15 protein-coding genes and 1 pseudogene are annotated in these 21,056 nt (G+C 41.1%); 6 read left to right on the plus strand and 10 right to left on the minus strand.

The features are described from left to right. The first annotated feature begins 37 nt into the window (after nucleotides 1–37). The 3 genes from RMZ95_RS14985 (at nucleotide 38) to RMZ95_RS14995 (ending at nucleotide 4,216) form a co-directional block, all read left to right on the plus strand. Nucleotides 38–862, plus strand: coding sequence for a glycosyltransferase family 2 protein (locus RMZ95_RS14985; protein ID WP_322682557.1), 825 nt, complete (start codon nucleotides 38–40; stop codon nucleotides 860–862). A 309-nt stretch (nucleotides 863–1,171) separates the two neighbouring features. Next, nucleotides 1,172–2,644, plus strand: coding sequence for a TldD/PmbA family protein (locus tag RMZ95_RS14990; RefSeq protein WP_322682556.1), 1,473 nt, complete (start codon nucleotides 1,172–1,174; stop codon nucleotides 2,642–2,644). Nucleotides 2,645–2,875: 231 nt separating this feature from the next. Next, nucleotides 2,876–4,216, plus strand: coding sequence for a TldD/PmbA family protein (locus tag RMZ95_RS14995; RefSeq protein ID WP_322682555.1), 1,341 nt, complete (start codon nucleotides 2,876–2,878; stop codon nucleotides 4,214–4,216). Nucleotides 4,217–4,281: 65 nt separating this feature from the next. Here RMZ95_RS14995 and RMZ95_RS15000 read toward each other — a convergent pair whose 3' ends face one another. The 4 genes from RMZ95_RS15000 to RMZ95_RS15015 form a co-directional block, all read right to left on the minus strand. Further along, on the minus strand, nucleotides 4,282–4,722 hold the full coding sequence (locus RMZ95_RS15000; RefSeq protein WP_322682554.1) for a pentapeptide repeat-containing protein: 441 nt from the start codon (nucleotides 4,720–4,722) through the stop codon (nucleotides 4,282–4,284). Nucleotides 4,723–4,894: 172 nt separating this feature from the next. Continuing rightward, nucleotides 4,895–5,908, minus strand: a complete 1,014-nt coding sequence (locus RMZ95_RS15005) for an aspartate carbamoyltransferase catalytic subunit (RefSeq protein WP_322682553.1) — start codon at nucleotides 5,906–5,908, stop codon at nucleotides 4,895–4,897. A gap of 206 nt (nucleotides 5,909–6,114) precedes the next feature. Then, nucleotides 6,115–7,467, minus strand: a complete 1,353-nt coding sequence (mgtE, locus tag RMZ95_RS15010; protein WP_322669510.1) for a magnesium transporter — start codon at nucleotides 7,465–7,467, stop codon at nucleotides 6,115–6,117. Nucleotides 7,468–7,902: 435 nt separating this feature from the next. Next, on the minus strand, nucleotides 7,903–9,024 hold the full coding sequence (locus RMZ95_RS15015; protein ID WP_322669511.1) for a glycosyltransferase: 1,122 nt from the start codon (nucleotides 9,022–9,024) through the stop codon (nucleotides 7,903–7,905). A 975-nt stretch (nucleotides 9,025–9,999) separates the two neighbouring features. On the opposite strand from RMZ95_RS15015, the gene RMZ95_RS15020 reads away from it, so the two are divergent. Together RMZ95_RS15020 and RMZ95_RS15025 are read left to right on the plus strand one after the other, a co-directional pair. Next, complete coding sequence (locus RMZ95_RS15020; RefSeq protein WP_322682552.1) at nucleotides 10,000–13,206, plus strand: glycoside hydrolase family 15 protein; 3,207 nt, start codon at nucleotides 10,000–10,002, stop codon at nucleotides 13,204–13,206. A gap of 41 nt (nucleotides 13,207–13,247) precedes the next feature. Continuing rightward, nucleotides 13,248–13,625, plus strand: coding sequence for a GxxExxY protein (locus RMZ95_RS15025; RefSeq protein ID WP_322682551.1), 378 nt, complete (start codon nucleotides 13,248–13,250; stop codon nucleotides 13,623–13,625). Between the two features lie 116 nt (nucleotides 13,626–13,741). Here RMZ95_RS15025 and RMZ95_RS15030 read toward each other — a convergent pair whose 3' ends face one another. From RMZ95_RS15030 to RMZ95_RS15040, 3 genes are all read right to left on the minus strand, one after another. Then, a complete protein-coding gene (locus RMZ95_RS15030) occupies nucleotides 13,742–14,056 on the minus strand; it encodes a YkvA family protein (RefSeq protein ID WP_322682550.1) in 315 nt (104 codons plus the stop codon). 193 nt (nucleotides 14,057–14,249) lie between these two features. Next, nucleotides 14,250–15,968 (minus strand): serine/threonine-protein kinase, encoded by a 1,719-nt coding sequence (locus RMZ95_RS15035; protein WP_322682549.1) that lies wholly within the window; start codon nucleotides 15,966–15,968, stop codon nucleotides 14,250–14,252. A gap of 233 nt (nucleotides 15,969–16,201) precedes the next feature. After that, nucleotides 16,202–17,038 carry an alpha/beta hydrolase gene (locus tag RMZ95_RS15040; RefSeq protein ID WP_322682607.1) on the minus strand — a complete coding sequence of 279 codons (837 nt, stop codon included), beginning with the start codon at nucleotides 17,036–17,038 and terminating at the stop codon, nucleotides 16,202–16,204. 358 nt (nucleotides 17,039–17,396) lie between these two features. Between RMZ95_RS15040 and RMZ95_RS15045 the strand changes: the two genes are divergently transcribed. Next, entirely contained in the window at nucleotides 17,397–18,929 is a 1,533-nt protein-coding gene (locus RMZ95_RS15045; protein WP_322669852.1) for a SagB/ThcOx family dehydrogenase, read from the plus strand. Nucleotides 18,930–18,995: 66 nt separating this feature from the next. Here RMZ95_RS15045 and RMZ95_RS15050 read toward each other — a convergent pair. The 3 genes and pseudogenes from RMZ95_RS15050 to RMZ95_RS15060 all read right to left on the minus strand — a co-directional run. After that, nucleotides 18,996–19,228 (minus strand): annotated as a pseudogene (locus tag RMZ95_RS15050) (IS4 family transposase); the annotation flags it as partial. 668 nt (nucleotides 19,229–19,896) lie between these two features. Then, on the minus strand, nucleotides 19,897–20,625 hold the full coding sequence (locus RMZ95_RS15055; RefSeq protein WP_322669515.1) for an ABC transporter ATP-binding protein: 729 nt from the start codon (nucleotides 20,623–20,625) through the stop codon (nucleotides 19,897–19,899). A gap of 74 nt (nucleotides 20,626–20,699) precedes the next feature. Next, a complete protein-coding gene (locus RMZ95_RS15060) occupies nucleotides 20,700–20,927 on the minus strand; it encodes a ferredoxin family protein (RefSeq protein WP_322660386.1) in 228 nt (75 codons plus the stop codon). Nucleotides 20,928–21,056 lie beyond the last annotated feature (129 nt).

Here is a 21,056-nt window from a genome sequence, read left to right on the forward strand (position 1 = left end):
TAATCACACTTTATTTTAAAAATCACACGAGGTCTTTATGAGTCTTTTTGTTCTTTTACCCGCATATAACGAGCAAGAATCAATTCGACCCTTGTTCAAAAAGTTTCAAACATTGCAGCAAATCTTTAATATAGAGATAGAACTGATTCTTGTTGATGATGGCAGTAGCGATAGAACTGCTCAGACTGCAATAGATGAATCTCAATCACTAGGTATATTACTAAAATTAGTCCAACATCCCAAAAATGCTGGTTTAGGTCAAGCAATTAAAACAGGTTTTACGACTTTCTTGGAAATTTCTAAAGAAGGTGATTTCTTAGCTGCGATGGATTGCGATAATACTCAACCACCAGAGCTACTAATAAAAATGTATGACACTATGATAGCTGGTAGCTATGATATTGCGATCGCGTCTAGATATCGCAAAGGTTCTAAAGTCATAGGCTTATCAAAATTTAGAGAGCTGCTGAGTTACGGAGCTAGCTGGCTTTTCAGAATTGCCGCTCGTGTACCAGGCGTAAAAGACTACACTTGTGGTTACAGACTGTATAACCGTACTTTCCTCAGTAAACTGGATATGTATTATGGGGACAATCTATTCACTGAAAGTGGATTTGCTTGCATGATAGATTTACTGCTGAAAGCCAAAGCCCTCAAACCAAAAATCGTAGAAATTCCAATGGTTTTGAGATACGATGAAAAACCGACTGCTAGCAAAATGAAAATTCTTAAAACTATTACTCGAACACTAAAACTCTTGTTTAAGAATCTAGCCTCAACACAGCCAACTTCTAATTTAGGTCAGACTTTCAAACAGCAAGAAACAGTTAGAATTCCACTAAGAATGGCAAACCGTAAATAAACCTGAGAAGAAAAGTCTGGATTCTTTAGTTGAGAAGAGTGTCAGTAAATATATAAATAGAATTGTATTTTATTCTACACTGATACAAAAGCGGAGCAAGCAAAGCTCCGCTTTTGTATTCTGACTTCTGAATTTTTCGTCAAATAGCTCTAAATTTCTAGTCTGTGGGCGGATTTGCCAAGGCGTTGTTAAAGGGGAGGGAAATCCACACGTTTTTCTAGCAACTGTGGCTTTTACTCATTTGTTAGACTGAACACACTAGGATTTTTCAGTCAAATCTCTGAACTACGCCAGCAGACGAGGCTACCCATGCTTACAAGTACGCTACTTCTCTCGAATCAACTTCCTACTCTTCAATATTCCTCCACACCAGAGCGTTTCGATGAAACCTGGGAAGCCCCCCTGGCTACCCTTCTGGGACTAGGACGCGCCGCTGGTGCTGACTTCATCGAATTATTTTTAGAGCGTCGCAACTATATTAGTTCTCTTGCAGAAGATGACGCTATCACGAGTATTTCACCCAGTCTGTCTACAGGCGCAGGAGTCAGGGTATTTCGTGGCAAAGCTGACTGCTACGTTAGCACTAATGACCTTTCGTTTTCCGGTTTGAAAGCAGCCTTAGAAAAAGGTCTTTCTATCTTAGGATTACAACTACCCACTGCTAAAGCTTTTATCCCCGAAATCAACCTAGAATTACTTAGAGATTACGCTACCAAAAGAGGTAAAGATGCATGGCTACCAGTGTGTAGCTCCATCCGAGAAATGGGAGAAATCCTCCTAGATGGTACAGCCCACCTGAAGCAAAAAGCTAGCCACGTCCAATCGCGCCGTGCTAGCTATTTCCGGGATTGGCAAGAAGTTTTAATCGCTGCCAGTGACGGGACTTTTGCCCGTGATATTCGTCTCACGCAGTCAGTAGGATTTAACCTATTGTGTGCTGATGGTGCTAATCGTAGCTCAATTGGCGATCGCGCGGGTAATACTAGCGATGCCAACTTCTTGAGAACTTGGGATTCTCAACAAGCCGCCGAGAAAATAGCAGAATCGGCTGGAAAAATGCTCTACGCAGATTACGTGGAGTCGGGTACTTATCCCATCATTATGGCCAATCACTTTGGCGGCGTAATTTTCCACGAAGCTTGCGGACACCTGCTAGAAACCACTCAAATTGAACGTAATACCACACCCTTTGCTGACAAAAAAGGCGAAAAAATTGCCCACGAAAGTTTGACAGCCTGGGATGAAGGGCGCTCTGAAAATGCCTTCGGAACAATTGACATGGATGACGAAGGTATGCCTGCTCAAAGAACCCTTTTAATTGAAAAAGGCGTTCTGAAAAACTTTTTAGCAGATAGAACAGGTTCCTCACGCACCGGACACCCCAGAACTGGAAGTGGACGCCGCCAAAATTATACCTATGCCGCTGCTAGCCGGATGCGTAATACTTATATTGATTCTGGCGAATATAGCAATGATGAATTATTTGCCTCTGTTGATAAAGGTATTTACTGTAAAAAGATGGGTGGTGGTAGCGTTGGTGCTACAGGTCAATTTAACTTTAGTGTTGATGAAGCTTATTTAATTGAAAATGGCAAAATCACCAAACCACTGAAGGGAGCAATTCTCATCGGTGAAGCTAAGGAAATTATGAATAAAATTTCCATGTGTTCCCAAGATTTGGAAATTGCACCAGGCTTTTGTGGCTCTGTCAGTGGCAGTATTTACACCACAGTCGGACAACCCCACATCAAGGTTGATTCTATTACCGTTGGTGGAAGATAAGAATTTTAGATTTAGATTTTGGATTTTGAATATTGTAATTCAAAATCCAAAATGCTCAAGTTACCTGATTGTTCCGTTAGTTCAATCTAAAATCTAAAATCCAAAATTGCTTGGGTCTTCCTTCAGTCAGAACTCTATGAGAGAAGTACAAGCAATAACATCCAAAATCTAATTATTCAAAATAGAATCGCTTCCAATCCAAAATCTAAAATCCAAAATCCAAAATTGACTATGCCGAATATCAATGAAATTGCAAATTCTGCTAAGGATAATGCTGATAAGCTTGGTATTAAGAAATTCGACATTTACGGCTCAACAGTAGATGACACTAACGTGCAAGTAGACCAAGGTGAGCCAAAACAAGTCAAAGCTTCAAACCGCTCTGGTGTTACTGTTCGTGTGTGGAATGAAGATAATACGATGGGTGTCACCAGCACCACAGATGTAGACCCCAAGGGACTGGAATTAGCTTTGAAAACTGCCTACGAAGCCAGTTTCTTTGGTGTTAAAGAGAATGTTCCTGATTTTAGTCCAGAGGCTACTGTTCCGATTCCAAGTAAACCTCTGCATAAAGCACCTCAAGCACCTGTTGCTGAACTTATAGAAAAATTGTTGGTAGCTGAAAAAGAATTATTGGCAGCTCACCCAGCAATTAAAGGTGTACCTTATAATGGTTTGTCTCAAAGAGATATTGACAGATTTTATCTCAATAGCGACGGTGCAGTAAGAACTGAATCTCACTCTTTGTCATCAGTTTATCTTTACAGTAAAACTGAGGAAGATGGGAAGAAACCTCGCAGTGCAGGCGCTTATAGAATCAACCAGAGTTTAGATAATCTAGATATTCATGGTTGCATCAAAGAAACCGCCGATAAAACTATCAGTCACTTGAATTATGAAAAAATCAAAACTGGTAAATATCGAGTTGTTTTCTCACCGGAAGCTTTCTTAAGTCTGTTGGGTGCTTTTTCTAACTTATTCAATGCCCAAAGTATTTTAGACAATCAAAGTCTATCTACACCTGATGATTTAGGTAAGGAAATTGCTTCTCCTCTGCTTTCAGTTTATGATGATGCACTGCACCCAGCTAACGTAGGTGCCGAAAGTTTTGATGGCGAAGGAACTCCTACTCGTCAAATTTCGCTGATTGAAAATGGCGTTTTAACAGGATTTCTCCATAGTGCTGGCACCGCTAAAAGGTTAAATGCCCAGCCAACGGGTAATGCTAGTATTGGTGCAAAAGTCAGCGTCAGCCCCAATTTTTATCACGTATTTTCAACAGCAACTCCTGAGCAAGAATTGAGCTTAGAAACTGTTGAAAATGTGATTTTTATCGATGATTTACAAGCTCTCCATGCTGGAGTTAAATCCTTGCAAGGTTCCTTTTCTTTGCCGTTTGATGGTTGGCTAGTTAATAAGGGAGTGAGGACGAGTATTGAGTCAGCAACTGTTGCTGGTGATTTCTTAGAACTCTTGAAGTCAATTATTTATGTAGAAAAAGAGCCAGAGTTAACGCCAGGTGGGGTTTGCCCGAAAATCTGGGTTAATGAACTATCAATTACCGGCGAATAAAGCTTAAAAACTCCAGAGTTAAGAGTTTAACTCTTAACTCTTAACTTGGAAACCATGACCGAGCATTAGTATTCACCACCAATGCTAATGGCAGTATTAAATACATCAGCACCACTTAAGTCAACACCAGCTAAAACAGCGCCATCTACGTCACTATTATATAAACGGGAATTACTCAAATTCACGTTGGTAAGATTGGCATTATTTAACATGGTATCGCTGACGAATGCTTCTGTGAGATTAGCAGACTTTAAATTAGCTCCAGTTAAATCTGCACCTTCTAAGTTAGCACCTTCGAGATTAGCTCCTTTTAAATTTGCATTTCTCAAGTCAACACCGATTAGATGAGCGCCTTTGAGGTTAGCTCCTACTAGATTGCATCCCGAACATTCTCTAGTTTCTAACAAGCGGCGGACAGGGGCAGAATTTTCTGCTTTGACGGGAATGGGAGCAGCTAAGGATAGCGTGCTGAGTAAGGCTGCTGCCGTCAAAAAAATTCGTTTCATAATTTACCTCGGACACTTCTAGAAGTCATTGAATTCTGAACTTCTACGACACCAGTGTGCCAAGATTAGAGAATTCTGTCCTCATGCGATCGGAGGAATATATAAGTTCGATGAGACTAGGTATTCTTCCGTTAGATAGTCCGATGGGAGTAAATTTCAAACTGAAATTATATTAAGCCTTGCCGCTACCTAATAGGTACAACAGTGCCATCCGAACAGCAACACCACTGGTAACTTGTGATTGAATGAGACTAAATTCTGGGTCATCCATCAATTCAGAACTAATTTCAACACCACGGTTGACTGGGCCTGGATGCAAAACTTTGACATTCGGTTTACAAAGTTGCAGTTTTGTGCTTGTAATGCCAAACAGTTGATGATATTCTCGCAAACTTGGCAGTAAATGAGCTGTCATCCGTTCCTTTTGCAGACGTAAAGTCATGACAAAATCTGCATTCTGCAAAGCTGGTTCTAGCTGCCAATGTAGAAATAGTTGGGGATGGGGGGAATAATTTCTGCCTTCTACTTCCTCCGAGATAAACTCGGCAAAGAATTTAGGTAAGAGGGTTGGCGGTGCTGCCAGATGCACTTCGGCACCACTAGCAATTAAACTCCAAATATTCGATCGCGCCACACGAGAATGGAGAATATCGCCAATAATGGCAATCTTTTTCCCCTTTAAAAGTTCCAGTCGCGGATGATCTGGGTCAATTAGAGTAGTTATGGTAAATAAATCTAGCAGTGCTTGGGAAGGATGTTCATGTTGACCATCACCAGCATTGAGGACGCTAACTCGTACACCGAGGCGATCCATTTCAGATGCGATCGCATTTGGTACTCCTGCCTCTCGATGGCGGACTACCATAATATCAGTTCCCATCGCCAAATAGGTTTTCGCCGTGTCGAGAATTGTTTCTCCCTTAGTCATAGAAGATGTGGCGGCGGCGAAGTTCAGCGTATCCGCACTTAAACGTTTGGCTGCTAGTTCAAAACTGCTGCGAGTTCGGGTAGACGATTCAAAAAATAAATTCGCTACCACTTGTCCCTGCAAGGTTGGCACTTTCTTTGTCCGCCGTGATAGCACCTCTTGAAAACTGGCCGCAGTTTGCAAAACTGTATCGTATTCGGTAGTAGTAAAGTCAGCCAGGGAAAGAATGTGATGACGATTCCAGGTAGTAGTAGGCATATTTGGGGACTGGGGGCTGGGGACTGGGGACTGGGGGAGATGATGGAGACAAGGGGACAAGGGGGACAAGGAGGACAAGAGGACAAGGGGACAAGGGGACAAGGGGGAATTATTGAACAAGTCTCCCCCCTCTTCCTTGTCTACCTTGTCTCTTCTCCATGCCCCATGCCCAATCCCCAGTCCCCAATCCCCAATCCCCAATCCCTTCAAGTTGGTAAATGGAAAACGTTTAAAGCTAGAGAAATTAGGCTGAGGAATGTTAAAAACCCAATTGTATCTAGCATTGTAGTCACTAACGGGCCACTAACCAAGGCAGGGTCGAGCTTTAGTCGTTTCAAAGCCATTGGTAGTAAAGTGCCGAGTGTAACAGCCACAATTGTATTAGTTGCCATTACCATTCCGGCAATTAAAGCCACCCATCGCTCTTGAGGTCGCGCCCAAATCAAGGAAAGCAGGATCATCGTTGTGGCTAAAGCCAGAGCTGTACCTAAACCAGCTAGAAGTTCCTTGCGAAGAATTTTTAAGGTATCTTTGGGTGTTACCTCTCCCACTCCCAAGCCACGAATTGTTACCGTTAATGATTGAATACCGACAGTACCACCAGTGTTAGAAAAAATCGGCATGATGACTGCTAGAACTGGCACTGCGGCAATTACAGATTGAAAAGGCGCGATCGCACTGGCTGCACCAATATACATGGCCATGATCCCCAATAGCCAAGGTAAGCGATTGCGAATGGTGAGTAAGGGAGAGGATAAAGCTGCTTCATCACCACTGACACCCCCCAGTTTTTGGATATCTTCTGTGGCTTCCTCTTCCAAAATATCCATGACATCATCAATGGTGACAATGCCCACCAATCGGTCTTCTCGGTCAACTACGGGGATCGCGATTAAGTCGTAGCGCTGCATAATTCGCGCCACTTCTTCTTGAGGGGTTTCAGTTTTAACTTTAATGACGCGATCGCTAGCAATATCTTTAATGAAAACATCGGGAAAAGTAAACAGCAATTGCCGCAGTGAAACTACTCTCACCAGCGTCCGGTTGTCATCTGTGACGTAGGCGTAGTAAATCGTCTCCTTGTCTTCATCCTGACGGCGGATTTTACTCAGAGCTTCACCTACAGTTAATCCTTGGCGCAAGCGGACATATTCGGTTGTCATCACCCGCCCAGCCGTACCTTCTGGATAGCCGAGAATTGTTGCTGTTGCTTGCCTTTCTTCTAGACTGAGTTGTTGTAATAACCGTTTGATTACTCCAGCCGGTAGTTCATCAAACAATTCTGCCCGTTCATCGGGACTCATCGCTTCTACAAGTTGCACTACCTGGACATCATGCAGAGAATTAATTAGTTCTTCCTGCACCTCTGTCGGCAGATATTCAAATACATCAATTGCCTGAGCTTTGTTGAGTAAACGGAATGCGATCGCCCGTTGTTGTTCGGGCAATTGTGTAATGTAGTCTCCCACATCCACAGGTTGCAAGCGATTTAAATCCCATTTCAACTGGTTTAAATCGGTAGTATCAGTCAACAAATCACGAATATCTTCTGTGAGCATGATATATATCTCCTAAGTCTCCCCCGCGCTGGGAGACTTCCTCACCACAGCTCAGAGGAGGTTGATACTGCCATCTTGTGGACTATGGTCCATAAAATTTCAACAAATCAATATCAATAGCTAAATTAAAGCATTGCTAGTCATCATCCTAACCCGGAACAGCGCTCTCCGGTAGATACAGAGAAAATTTTATATCTTTAGTAGTTTTATCTGCATTTTTGAGCTTGCTGCCCTGATTTTTGAGGAATTATTCTCTAATCAGAGTAAGTTTTTCCACCGATATAATCTGTGAAAACTGGCGATCGCGAATAAATAAGTATACGGATGGCTAAAAAAAGGGGAGTTGTCTCTAAACAAGTCATTAGAAAACTTCTGCTCATTAACAAATGCTTGAGGTTCAGTAATCTAAATTGAGATACTCTTATTTGAGTGTCGTTAACTAATTACTAAATCATAAATAGCTTCTAGCTTGGCAGTTTGCTTGCGAATATCAAAATTTTCGCAAATAAACTCTCGTCCTTTTTTACCCATACTTTTAGCTAAAGCCCGATCTGATAAAAGAATATCTAATTTTTCCGCGAGAGAGCGATCGTCTTTTTCATCAACTAAAAAGCCAGTTTCTCCATCTAAAATAGCATCAGGGATAGCGCTATGCCAGGTAGAAGCTATTGGTAAACCAGAAGCGGCGGCTTCCAATATTGAAAGCGGTAAACCTTCGCTATCACCGTTTTTTGCTGTTTGACTGGGTAGAGAAAATATTTCTGCATTTCTCATAGTTTTTTGAATCACTTCATAAGGTTTTGCCCCCATAAAGTTGACTCTATTACTAATACCAAGCTCATTTGCTAGACTTTTAAAGTTTTCAGTCATTGTGCCATTTCCAATTTGGATAACTGACACATCTGGATGTTTATTGGCAATCCGGGCAAAGGCTTTTAATAGGGTATCAATTCCTTTTTTTTCAGTATGTCTGCCTACACATAAAATATATCTTTCATCTTTTGATTCACTGGCTGGGGCAAATTTCTCTAAATCTATACCACTATTTAGTTTAATAATTTTATCTTCAGGATAACCATATTCAATCATCTTTTTATACAAAAAACTAGAAAAAGCGATAAATTTAGATGCTTTTTGTTTTAATTCTTCTTCATGCAAAAGAAATTGATAAAATGCTGGATTACCTGACAGCCACATAGATTGACGTGAAACTGTGATATCAAAACCGTAAAATGTAACGAGGAAAGGAATATTTAATTTCTCTGCCAATCGCATTGCATAAATACCATCTGGCCCAAAATGTCCGTGAATTAATTTTAGATTTTTTAGTTCAGCTTCTTTTCCAAACATATTTGGTGAAGCAGAAATTATATGAAATAATTGTTTAATCTTCCATTGATCGTTATTACTAATAGCAATACTGTCAAAAGGAATTTCTGCCAATAGTTTACAAGTCAGAAATAACGGTTTGTATGTTTGTAAATTATGGGCTTGTTCTCCGATAAAAGTTTCTGATACTCTTGGATAAGCTCGACGATACATTCCAACTGTTTTCATTGTGTTACTCCTATTTATTTAAGATTAATATTTCTTTTTCCAAAAAATGAACAAAATGTTGGGTAAAAAGCTTTTAAGTTCTTTATATATTTACGCCCTTGATTTTATCTGCTGCTATTTTGGATAAAATAGTAATTACCTGATTTATTCAAAACAGCAATAACAATTGTTAGTTTTTTAAAGCTATACTAGTCTAAATCAGGGCTTCAATTATTTATGTTAGTCAGTGAAATAATAAGTTTTTCTGAAACTATTATTTAGTAAATATCTTAGGGTCTAATAAAGCAAACTAGGATATTTATTTATGTCAACAAACTGATTAATTTTTTATGACTTAAGCATTGACAGGAAAGGCAAAATAGCAACTATGCTTTTCAAGGCTTCTAGGTAGATTTTTGCGATGTCTGGGTTTTTGCTAGTCTACGCAAATAATAAAATATACTTTGTAAAAAACTGAAGTCTTGATGTAAATGCACAAAATGATTTATTTGTAAAGTGCATAAACCCTATTTTTATCAAACTTGATTGGGTTGAGGATAGCCTCCCTGTGTTGACTGCAATTATTTGCTGAATGAATATTTAACACAAACACATCAATCTTAAAACAGATTTACATTAAAATTATATTTATTTAATAAAGATTTTTGTTCAAAAATGATTTAGTTTAGATCGGCATAAGCATAACCTCAAAGTAGTGATTTAGTTTAGACTACCATAAGCTCATCCTTCGGAGTTAGGCACTCTTGATTTTTTAATCTCATCCCAGCACTGAATAACTCTTGAGAGTTCCTCTTTCTAAGACTTATTTGGAGGAATTTTTTCACCCACGCAGAGATCGAGATTTCTAAAGAAGATTTACGTTTCCCTATGCTCTAAGGTACATAATCCCATCTCAATGTCCCATTCTCCATAGCCCAAGTGCAAGAAACCCACTCCTTTAAAGGGTGAAATTTTGCAAGTATTTCAAACCCAACCATGAAAACATCTACCGAATTGCTAACTCGTCTGGACTATTATTACCAGCAAATCAAAACGATTATCCTGACTCGCCAAAATCCGATTACTGGTTTACTACCTGCAAGCACAGCGATTACAGCCCACGGCGATTATACAGATGCCTGGGTGCGAGACAACGTTTACAGCATTTTGGCAGTTTGGGGTTTAGGACTTGCATACCGCAAGATTGACGACGACAAAGGACGCACTTATGAACTAGAACACAGTGTCATCAAACTGATGCGTGGGTTGTTATTTGCGATGATGCGACAGGCTCATAAAGTAGAGACATTTAAACATACTCAGTCGCTACTAGATGGACTGCACGCCAAATATAATACCGCGACTGGTGACATTGTTGTGGGGGATAACGAATGGGGACATTTGCAACTTGATGCCACATCTATATTTTTGTTGATGTTAGGGCAAATGACGGCTGCGGGATTGCCAATAATTTATACAATTGATGAAGTTAATTTTGTCCAAAATTTAGTTTACTACATTGGACGAGCTTACCGCACGCCAGATTACGGCATTTGGGAACGCGGTAATAAAATTAATCGTGGAAATGCTGAATTAAATGCTAGTTCCGTAGGCATGGCAAAAGCTGCTTTAGAAGCTATCAACGGACTGGATTTGTTTGGTGTGCGTGGTAGTCAAGCATCGGTAATTCATGTGTTACCAGATGAAATTGCCCGCGCTCGGATTACCCTAGAATCCTTATTACCGAGAGAATCTGGTTCCAAAGAAATTGATGCGGCGCTGTTGAGTATTATTAGTTATCCTGCCTTTGCAGTGGAAGATTTGGAGTTACGCGATCGCACCTTAAACGATATTATCAATAAACTCGCAGGTAAATACGGCTGTAAACGCTTTCTGCGTGATGGACACCAAACGGTTTTAGAAGATAATCAACGTTTACACTACGAACCGTGGGAACTCAAGCAATTTGAGCATATTGAATGCGAATGGCCGTTATTTTTCACTTATTTAGTTCTAGATGGATTATTTCGCGGCGATCGAGAACAAGTTAAAAAATACCAAAATCTTTTAGAATCATTACTTATAGAACAAAATGGTTTGCGTTTACTGCCAGAACTTTATTATATTTCCGCAGAAAACATAGAGACAGAAAAATTAGCACCTCAAACGCAACCACGTTTGCCCAATGAAAATATTCCCTTAGTATGGGCGCAGAGTTTATACTTCCTCAGTCAAATGTTGAGTGAAGGTTTAATCGCAGTTGGTGATATCGACCCTTTGGGAAGACATTTGTGTGTAGGAAAACAGCGCGATGCATTGGTACAAATTGCCTTGTTAGCAGAAGATGAAGATTTACAAACAAAACTAGAAGTTCACGGAATTGAAGCGCAAACGCCTACTCAAGTAGAACCGATTCAAGTGAGAAAAGCTGGAGAATTTTCAGCTATTTATACCCAAATTGGACGTAACGATAAACTTGGTTTAACTGGGCGGCCAGTGCGACGGTTGCGGAGTTTGACAACATCGAGAATCTTTCGGATTAGCGGTGAAACAATTGTATTTTTGCCTTCATTTTCAGACTCCCAGCAGTTTTACTTAACTCTTGATTACCATTTTTTACTGGATCAAATTAGAAGCGAACTAGCTTACATTCAAAAATATTGGAGCGATTTAGGTCGTCCTACCTTAACTTTAATGTTGACGCACACCATGTTAGAAAGTGGTTCTGAAGCATTACTAGAACTGATGCAAGAACTCAAAGATGGTGTTTGTAACGGCGTGCAGGTGAAATTAGGGCGGCTAAATCAGCTAATGTTAACAGCCGGAATCCAAAGAATTGATTTTCTACCAAATGCAGAATTCGCGCGATCGCCAGTGAAAAATGCTAGCCCACGTTGCTATTATTTAGCTTATCATCCTGAGAAAAACTGGCGCTTAGGACATACCCAAGAATTTCAAATGGAGTACGAAACTAACTTGGGGTTATTGCTTTCTTACTTGCGTTCATCAGAGAATATTTACGAGCAAATCGAGTTATTGCAAACATTAACTCGCTTGCAGGGAATGAAATTTGATACAGGGTATGGCGGCCCAGGATATCCTGTCACCGTAGGCGATTTACTAGATGAAGTTTACACCAAAGCTGGAGATTTAGGCATTTGGGCAGTGGTGCGTCGGGCTGCGGGGTTGCGCCAAATGGTTGATATCAGCCTATCAGATGCAGTCACGAGTATTTTAGTGCGGGGTAAGCAAATTGCTGTGGGTAAAGCTTACAGTGAAGCGTCCTTGATTAGCGTACCCATGTCTCACGATGAAATTGCCGATAAAATTAATCATTTTTGTCGTGAGGATATCCGCGATCGCGTCCTTACTCAAGAGATTTTAATCTATGTTGGCATTTTAATTCGCTCAGAACCCGAACTATTTCAGGGACTACTAACGCTGAGAGTCGGCTATCTGATCTTATTAATCACCAGCGAACTAGCGCGGGAATTGCATGTCACTCAAGATGAAGCTTACGATCGCTTAATGCAACTTTCACCCTTTGAAGTTAAAGTACGCTTGCGTCAGGTATTAACTGGATATACTGGTATGAGTAACCTATTGCGCCAGCAAGAATCACTCCACGTCAAACAAAAAGAAAGTGATATTGCTTGGGTGGTATTACCAGGAATCGCCGAAGGGATAGAAGTTCCGCCGGGAGGTTGGCGGCGGTTTCGCCAAGCCGAGGGTGCGACGGGGCGCGTACCAAAAGAATTTTTTAAACAAGTTTGGCTATTAATGCAACATTGCAAGGGTCTAGTAATTGGCGATAAACTAGAGCGGCGCAATCGTTTAGATAGTGAGATAATGTTGTCGGAAATGACAGCCGGGGAAAGAAATTTTGCTCTCTTGGTTGAGCATTTGCTGAATAAAATCGAAGCCCCAGAATATCGCCAAGTTAATATTGAAGCATTAATTGAATTAGGAGCGATCGCTGCCAATAATCCTAAGCTGCAAATTGAAGAATATATCGTGTTGGATGTGTTAATTGGCCATGCAGTGCGGTTAGCGTGGTTAGAGAATCATAGTCAACGTAGCGATCGCTATGATGAGGATAAGGCGAGTGCGTGGCGATCGTTTTACAATACCTCTCCTAGAGATTGCGCTAGTTATATTTTGAAGGCATTCAGGTTCTTAACGGAATTTGTGAAAGATTTTTAAACGCAAAGGATCGCAAAGGGAAGCGCAGAGGTACGCAGAGGATGAGAGAGAATGAGTTGAGTGGGGTGATTATTGCGTGTGCGATGAGGGTGCATACTGCTTTGGGGCCTGGTTTATTGGAGTCGGCTTATGAGGAGTGCTTGGATTATGAGTTGAAAAAAGCCGGATTGAATGTTGGTAAGCAAATTCCATTGCCTTTAGTTTATCAAGATGTGCAATTGGAATGTGTTTATCGATTAGATTTGATTGTCGAAAACCAAGTAATTGTAAAGATTAAATCTGTAGAGTCCTTCCACCCAATTCACTCCGTTCAACTCCTAACCTATCTCAAACTAGCAAACTGCAAACTAGGTCTTCTCCTTAACTTTAACGTCCTCCACCTCAAAGAAGGTATTAAACGCGTAGCCAACAACCTCTAACTCTCCCTCTGACTCTATCTCATCCTCTGCGAACCTCTGCGCTTCCCTCCGCGTCCCTTTGCGTTGAAAAAAAATATCCCCTACCTCCGATTCCAAAAGCAGGGGTTTTATTAAAACTACTTAACAGAAACAGCATCAACATCAATAGTGCTTCCACTAGAGGTAGAACCCTCAGTAGTATTAGGTACTTCAGCACCCACCTCACCCTTACGAGCTTTCCAGCCCTCAATAACTAGCCCAGACACTTCACTAACTAGCAGAGTCAAAAGGAAAACATCATCAATCTGTCCCGCAACTGGTATAAAATCTGGGAGAACATCAAATGGGCTGACCAAATAAACCAACGTTCCTAAAATTACCCACCAACGGTATTTGGGGTTACGAAGTACACTGCGATACCAGGTATAAAGTGATTGGATCGAAAATTTCATATTTTGAACCTCCAGTTATCATTTATTTTGACAAATTATTCTAAAAATTCACGGTGCGAATAACCGTCCTAGTTAGTTGGGAAGATGCTACTAGTAATCTGTCAACAAAGACAAATACAGTATTTGGTGCTGATATCTGCTTCTCTAGCCATAAGAGATATGCCTATATACTGATTTTACTTTATTAAAGATTTTATAAATTGCTCGGTATAGTCTTAAACTTCTGTGCAGATCCCAAGGAATAATCTTCTAATTTAAAATCAGCAAAAGGCTTCTTTTCTAACCTATTCCGTAGAGCCTCGTCAAGAATGACACCTGATGATTCTCTTTGAACACCAATAATTATCACACTTGTTTGATATGTCGTTAAATCCCGATTTGCCTGACAATCACTTCGTTGGAATTGACCCAAATTCAATAAGCGATAAATTTTCACACTTGGTGTATTAATAAATAATTTTTTTACCAAAAGTTGTATTTGTTTAGAACGTTCTAAAGCCACACGTTCTTGAATTAATTTATCACCTTTACAAGAAGCCGTGCCGACAGAGATAATCTCATTGGGAGCTTCCATTATATTCTCTATACCTTCTTGTTCTAAATTCAACTTTAAAAGGTCAACGCTAATAATTTCATCATTGGATTTAAGTTGAAAGTTGCTACCTAAAAGCCATTTATATTTTAGTGATAAAACCGCTATATTAAATTCCGCTATCCTTCCCTGACTATCCTTCCCTTCTTGATAAGAAAAGTAATCGATATTACCTTTTTTTTCTGGATATTGTCTGTAATAAGATGTGTCAAGTAAATTTGATTTGCGTGTGGCTAAAGTTACTATACTGAGTAATCCTAATATTACTAATAAAACTGCAAAAAATGTCAATAGCGGCACTTTTTGCGACTGCTGATTTTGAGGTAATGAATTGCTATTAATATCTACAGTTAAATGCTCAAGTTTAGAAGATTCTAAGATATTATTATTTGTCGGAGTCGTGTCTGTTAATTGAGTTTCTATTTCTTCTAAGGAATGCAAAATTTCTTGAGTACTGGCAGGACGTTTTTCTATATCTGATGCTGTTAGCCAATCAATTAAATTCAATAGTAAGGGTGAAATATGGGTCGCATGATTTTGCCAGTGCAACAAATTTTGCTGGACATCATACATCTCCAAAGGATGATATCCTGTCAGCAAAAATACAAAAGTGCGTCCCAAAGCAAAGAAATCTGACTGCGGTACTGCTTGACCATTCATTTGTTCTCGGGCGCTGTAGCCAGATGACATAAGTGCTGTCATCTTGTCGCCATTGCTTAGTTGGTCTTGGTAGGTTTTATTAATTTCATTGGCGGTACCAAAATCAATCAGTACTAGATTCCCCCAACCCTCCTCAAGGGGGGATCTAATCATAATGTTAGATGGCTTAATATCTCGATGTAGGTACTGTTTGCTATGTACTACATCTAAAATTTCTATCAACTGTCTTAACCAGTCTGTGGCTTGTTCTTGAGATATGGGGCTATTTTGCTGTAGCCACTGTTCTAAGTTGTAGCCATCGATTTTTTCCATTGCAATGCAATGCAACACTAAACCATTTCGGGTTTGATACTGAAAGTAACTATCTTCTTTGGGAATTCCGGGATGCTTGAATTGCCCCAACACCGTTATTTCTTGCTGAAATAGTTCTACTGCTTTGGCGTCGCCTGATAAATCCTCTTTGAGTATTTTGATAATTTTGGGGGTATCTTGCTCGTATGCCTCATAAACTTTACTAAAACCTGTTTTGTCATTTAACAAGCACGTCACCCGATAACGCCCTAGCAATTCTAGATGGGAACCACAACTTTGACAAAAGCGATTTTGATGATTATTCGGGTGATTTGGTTTAGGGCAAACGGGATTGATACAAAGGCTCATGACAGGAGAGTGGGGAGTGGAGGAGCAGGGGAGCAGGGGAGCAGGGGAGCAGGGGGGCAGGGGGGCAGGGGAGTGGGGAGCAGGGGAGAAATTGCAGTAAGTTTTTTCGCCCCTTTGCACCTCTGCCTCTTATGCCCAATGCCCAATTCCCCATGCCCAATCCTCCTAAACATCGCTCCTATTAATTCTTCTGTTGCTGTATGACTAATCCCGTCTAATAATCATGAGATTTTTTATTTGTGTTCAGCCAAGAAAGCTGCCACAGTTTGGTTAAATGCTTCTGGTTGTGTCAAAAACGGCCAATGATTGCCGGGAACTTGGCAGATACGTAAGTTTTGAAGATAAGTTTTGTAAGGTTGAATTTGCCAATTTTGGCGGTTCAGTCCTTGTTGTGGCTGGACGAATAAAGCAGGAATGTTAAGGGGAATTGTAAAACCTGGCACTTGCATTACTGCCTCAAAAATTCCGTCGCGGGCGGCTATGGTAAATTTGCTGCCCCAACTCCCATCGGGTTTTTGTTCTATTCCTGCTTGGAAGACTTGCTCTTGTAAAGAAGTCCATCCTTGATATTGCTTTAATTGCCGTGCTTGTTGTTCGGCTTCTTCTTGACTGGTAAAGGGCCCCATGCTTTTAAGAAAAGGCAAGAAGCGATATAACATTGGGAAAGTTACCCTGAAAAAACTGGGCATTTTCCAGATAAAAATCGGATCGACGAGAATTATACTCCGTACACGCTTTGGGTTTTGTCTTGCCCAGATGACGGCTAATTTACCTGTCCACGAGTGACTTACAATATGGGCAAAAGTCCATCCAAGACTATCCATGAGTGCTTCAAGGTCTGCGATCGCACTCTCAAAGCTATAATCTATCTCTGGTTTACTACTTTGGCCATGTCCGCGCATATCTGGCGCAACTATGTGGTAATCCGCCGCCAAGTAATCTCCTAAACTAGACCACACTAGAGCATGATCGCCTAAGCCATGTAACAGCAGTAAAGGTTCTTGACCTTGATTCCATTCTAAATAAGAAAGTTGGATATCAGGCTTTGATAAAGTTTGACGTACAGCCATCATTGCACATCCAGGCTTAGATAGTTTTGCGTTTATATGGTACTGCGAAAGATGGGGAGCAGCACTTCGGCTACGCTCAGTGACCGAGGAGCAGGGGAGCAGGGGAGACAAGGGGACAAGGGGACAAGGGGGAATTATTGAACAAGTCTTTTCCTTTTTTCTTGTCTACCTTGTCTCTTCCCCATGCCCCATGCCCCATGCCCAATGCCCAATGCCCAATGCCCAATACCCAATGCCCAATTCAATTGTTATCATTTACCACTTTATGACTCTGAGGATTGTACCAATTGACACGAAATAATGAGGCTAATGAATGCCAAGATCAATAAAAGGATGCCCCAAGGATATTAAAAGTACTATGCCAGAATTACACCAATCAATTGCCCAGCATTATCACGAACGAACTAAATACAACCCTGATACTCTCGCCTCTAAAAACCAGCGATTAGACTGGACTAAACAGCCAGTACCCTTTAAAGAGTACAAAATTGGCTCTACTTTTGATCTCAAACCCTATATCCAAGAAAAAACAGAGGCATTTGCTAATAACCCAGATACTCAGTGGTGGCAAAGACTTTCACGGCTATTGTTTCGTAGTTATGGATTGACAGCAAGAATGCCTTCTATGGGTAGTGCAGTGTATTTACGCGCTGCTCCCAGTGCAGGCGGACTATACCCTGCCGAGGTGTATGTGGTTTCGCGTGGTACATCGTTATTGCCGCCTGGTCTATATAACTACCAGTGTCGAACTCATTCTCTCATGCATTATTGGGAAAGTGATGTTTGGCAAACTTTGCAAGCAGCTTGTTTCTGGCATCCTTCTTTAGAAAATACCCAATTGGCAATTATTGTAACCGCGGTATTCTATCGTTCTGCGTGGCGCTATGAAGATCGGGCTTACCGTCGGATTTTTCTGGATACGGGACATCTGTTGGGTAATATCGAGTTAGCTGGTGCGGTTACTGATTATCGCCCCCATTTAATCGGCGGCTTTGTCGATGAATCGGTTAACGATCTGCTTTATATCGATCCGCAACAAGAAGGTGCGATCGCTGTCTTACCTCTGGCAGACTTATTAGATGTTAATCAAAATTTACCATTGGGATGTACTGCTTTACCTTCGGCTACTGAAACCAGTTATCCTCAAATCCCTGATGGCGAACTACTAACATATTTCCATCAACATACCCAGATCCAATCAGGTGTAACTGGTAATCTTAATCTACCAACTATTAAACAAGAAAAATCTTTAGAGGATAAATACAATTTTCCTTTCTGTTTAAAAATTCCCACCACCACTGCACCTATAAATTGGGGACAAAAACTATCAGAACTGGAAACCACTATGTATAAGCGACGCTCTACCCGCGCTTACAATGGTGATGATTTAAGCTTCGATGAATTGAAAAGTTTACTCGATTTCACTTACCAACCGCAAAATTACATCGACCAAAGTTTAGATATTTCTCCAGACTACTTCGATCTAAATTTAATCGAAACATTCATTGCTGTTTGCGGAGTCAAAGGACTGGAGGCGGGTTGTTACTATTACGCCCCCAAAGCCCAAGAATTACGCCAAATCCGGTTTAAAAACTTTCGGCGAGAGTTACATTTTCTCTGTTTGGGACAAGAATTAGGACGGGATGCGGCAGCGGTATTATTTCACACAGCCGATTTGAAAGCTGCGATCGCACAATATGGCGATCGCGTTTACCGTTACTTACACATGGATGCCGGTCATTTGGGACAACGCCTGAATTTAGCAGCAATGCACCTGAATGTCGGCGTCAGTGGTATCGGTGGATTCTTTGACGACCAAGTAAATGAAGTTTTAGGCATTCCTGCTGATGAAGCTGTTCTATATATCACTACATTGGGACGCCCAAGATAACAATAATCCCAGAGACGCTGAGAATCTAGAAAGTTTATTTTCTGTCCTTTACGTCTCTGTGCAAGCTTACGGGGCTACAACTTGGGCTAGGATGCAAGATAAAAGAAGCCTCATCGCCCTTTGTCCTTGTTGGTAGTACTGGTGATTTTTAGTACTTAGTATAAATAATTCGGCAACTAATTCGTAGGAATCTTTTATATCCATCCATATAATCCAATATAAAAACTGCTATGACGGCGAATAGTCCGTCCAGATTCTTTAATTCCACCGATATATTTTTGGATACCTATACATTTAATTTATAGCAAGGGACTGGGGACTGGTGACTGGGGATTGGGTGAAAAGTCTTGTTGTGTCTAAGTTTTATCATCTGTTAATGTCCTAACCACCAAGGCTTGTGCTATAACGTGAGTTCGACGGCTCTAAAAACCCCACTTCCATTCCTCTCCCCCACAGGGAGAGAGGCTTTGAAACCCTAATTTTTTCGTTGTCAACTAAAAATATTTCTGCCCCTCTGTGCCTCGGAGAGGGGTTGGGGAGAGGTTCATCGAACTCACGTTAATTTATGGTTGGGGTCTAAATACCCATCCATGACGTAATTCAGAATTGCGTTAGCGAGTCTGCGTACTCTGTAAGAGTTGCAAGCTACGCTTTTAGCGTCTCGTAGAGAGCGTCATTGCGAATGGGATTTTGGTAAATCCGGGTAATTTAGATTTTAGTCAGTTTTTCCTGAATGAATGTCCTGTTTTGCCTCTCGACTAGCTGTAGATGTGATCAGAAACGGATTATTAGGGAGAATTCTTTGAGCATCGAAAACGACGGTCGCGGCAGTGGCAGGTAATGTTATGGCTTTTGTATTAGTTATAGATAGCGTCGGCGCAGCCCAACCTAGTCATCGCTATAGACTGGTGAAGCTCCGATATTAAGCTGGTGTTATGTTGAATGGGGCAAGAGTGATAAAAAAGGGTTAATGTCTCTTACCTGCTCCCAGATATAGCTCACCCACTTTCGGGTCATTCAACAATTCTTCACCAGGGCCGGAGATCGCATCACGTCCCGATTCTAATACATATCCACGATTAGCCATCTCTAAAGCTTTACGGGCATTTTGTTCAACTAATACGATTGCAGTACCTGCCTGATTAATTTGTTTAATCTGCTCGAACACTTGTGTCACCAAAATCGGCGACAAAGCAGCAGATGGCTCATCTAAAATCAGCAAACCAGGTTCCAACATCAAAGCTTTGCCCATCGCTAGCATCTGGCGTTCTCCTCCAGAGAGAGTACCAGCGCGTTGACGACGGCGATCGCTTAATCTCGGAAACATAGTAAATATTTTATCTTTAATTGGTTTCAGGGGAGTGTTAAGCACAAAAGCACCCATCTCCAAATTCTCTTCAACACTTAGAGAAGGGAAAACATTGGCGATTTGCGGTACGTAGCACATTCCTCGTTGGACAATTTGATTGGACTTTAGCCCCACGATATTTTCACCTTTGAAAGTAATTGTGCCTGTGTGGGGGATCAAAAGCCCAAAAATTGCTTTTGCCAAAGTAGATTTACCTGCACCGTTGGGGCCAATCACTGTCACCAATTCTCCTGGTGCAACCTGAAAATTCACACCTTGCAGGATATCTACATCTTTGATGTATCCGGCGCGAACATTTTGAACTTCTAATAAATAGTCATTAGTCATTGGTCATTTGTCATTGGTCATTGGTCAACAGTCAAGTCAAACATAACTATTGACTATTGACTGTTGACTATGGACTATTGTGGGGTTTTTTGCAACTCTGGTCGTTCTTCTGGAAGAATCGCCCCTTCTACAGGGCAAACTTGGAGACAGATGCCACAGTCGATGCAAGTGGCAAAGTCAATCCAGTACCAATCAGTTCCCTTGGTGTTTTTGCCTGGGCCATCATGAATACAAGCTACTGGACAAGCATCTACGCAGTCAGCTACGCCTTCACAGACTTCTGTAACAATTGTATGCGGCATGTTCTCGATTCCCTCTTTTCTGTATCGGCTATTTCTAGCCTAGCAGGGGAGGGGAGGGCAGGGGAGCAGGGGGGCAGGGGAGACAAGGGGACAAGGAGATAAACAAAACTCCTAACTCCTAACTCTTAA

Origin of the sequence: Nostoc sp. DedQUE07, assembly GCF_034530975.2 — a bacterium.
Taxonomy (GTDB): Bacteria; Cyanobacteriota; Cyanobacteriia; order Cyanobacteriales; family Nostocaceae; genus Nostoc.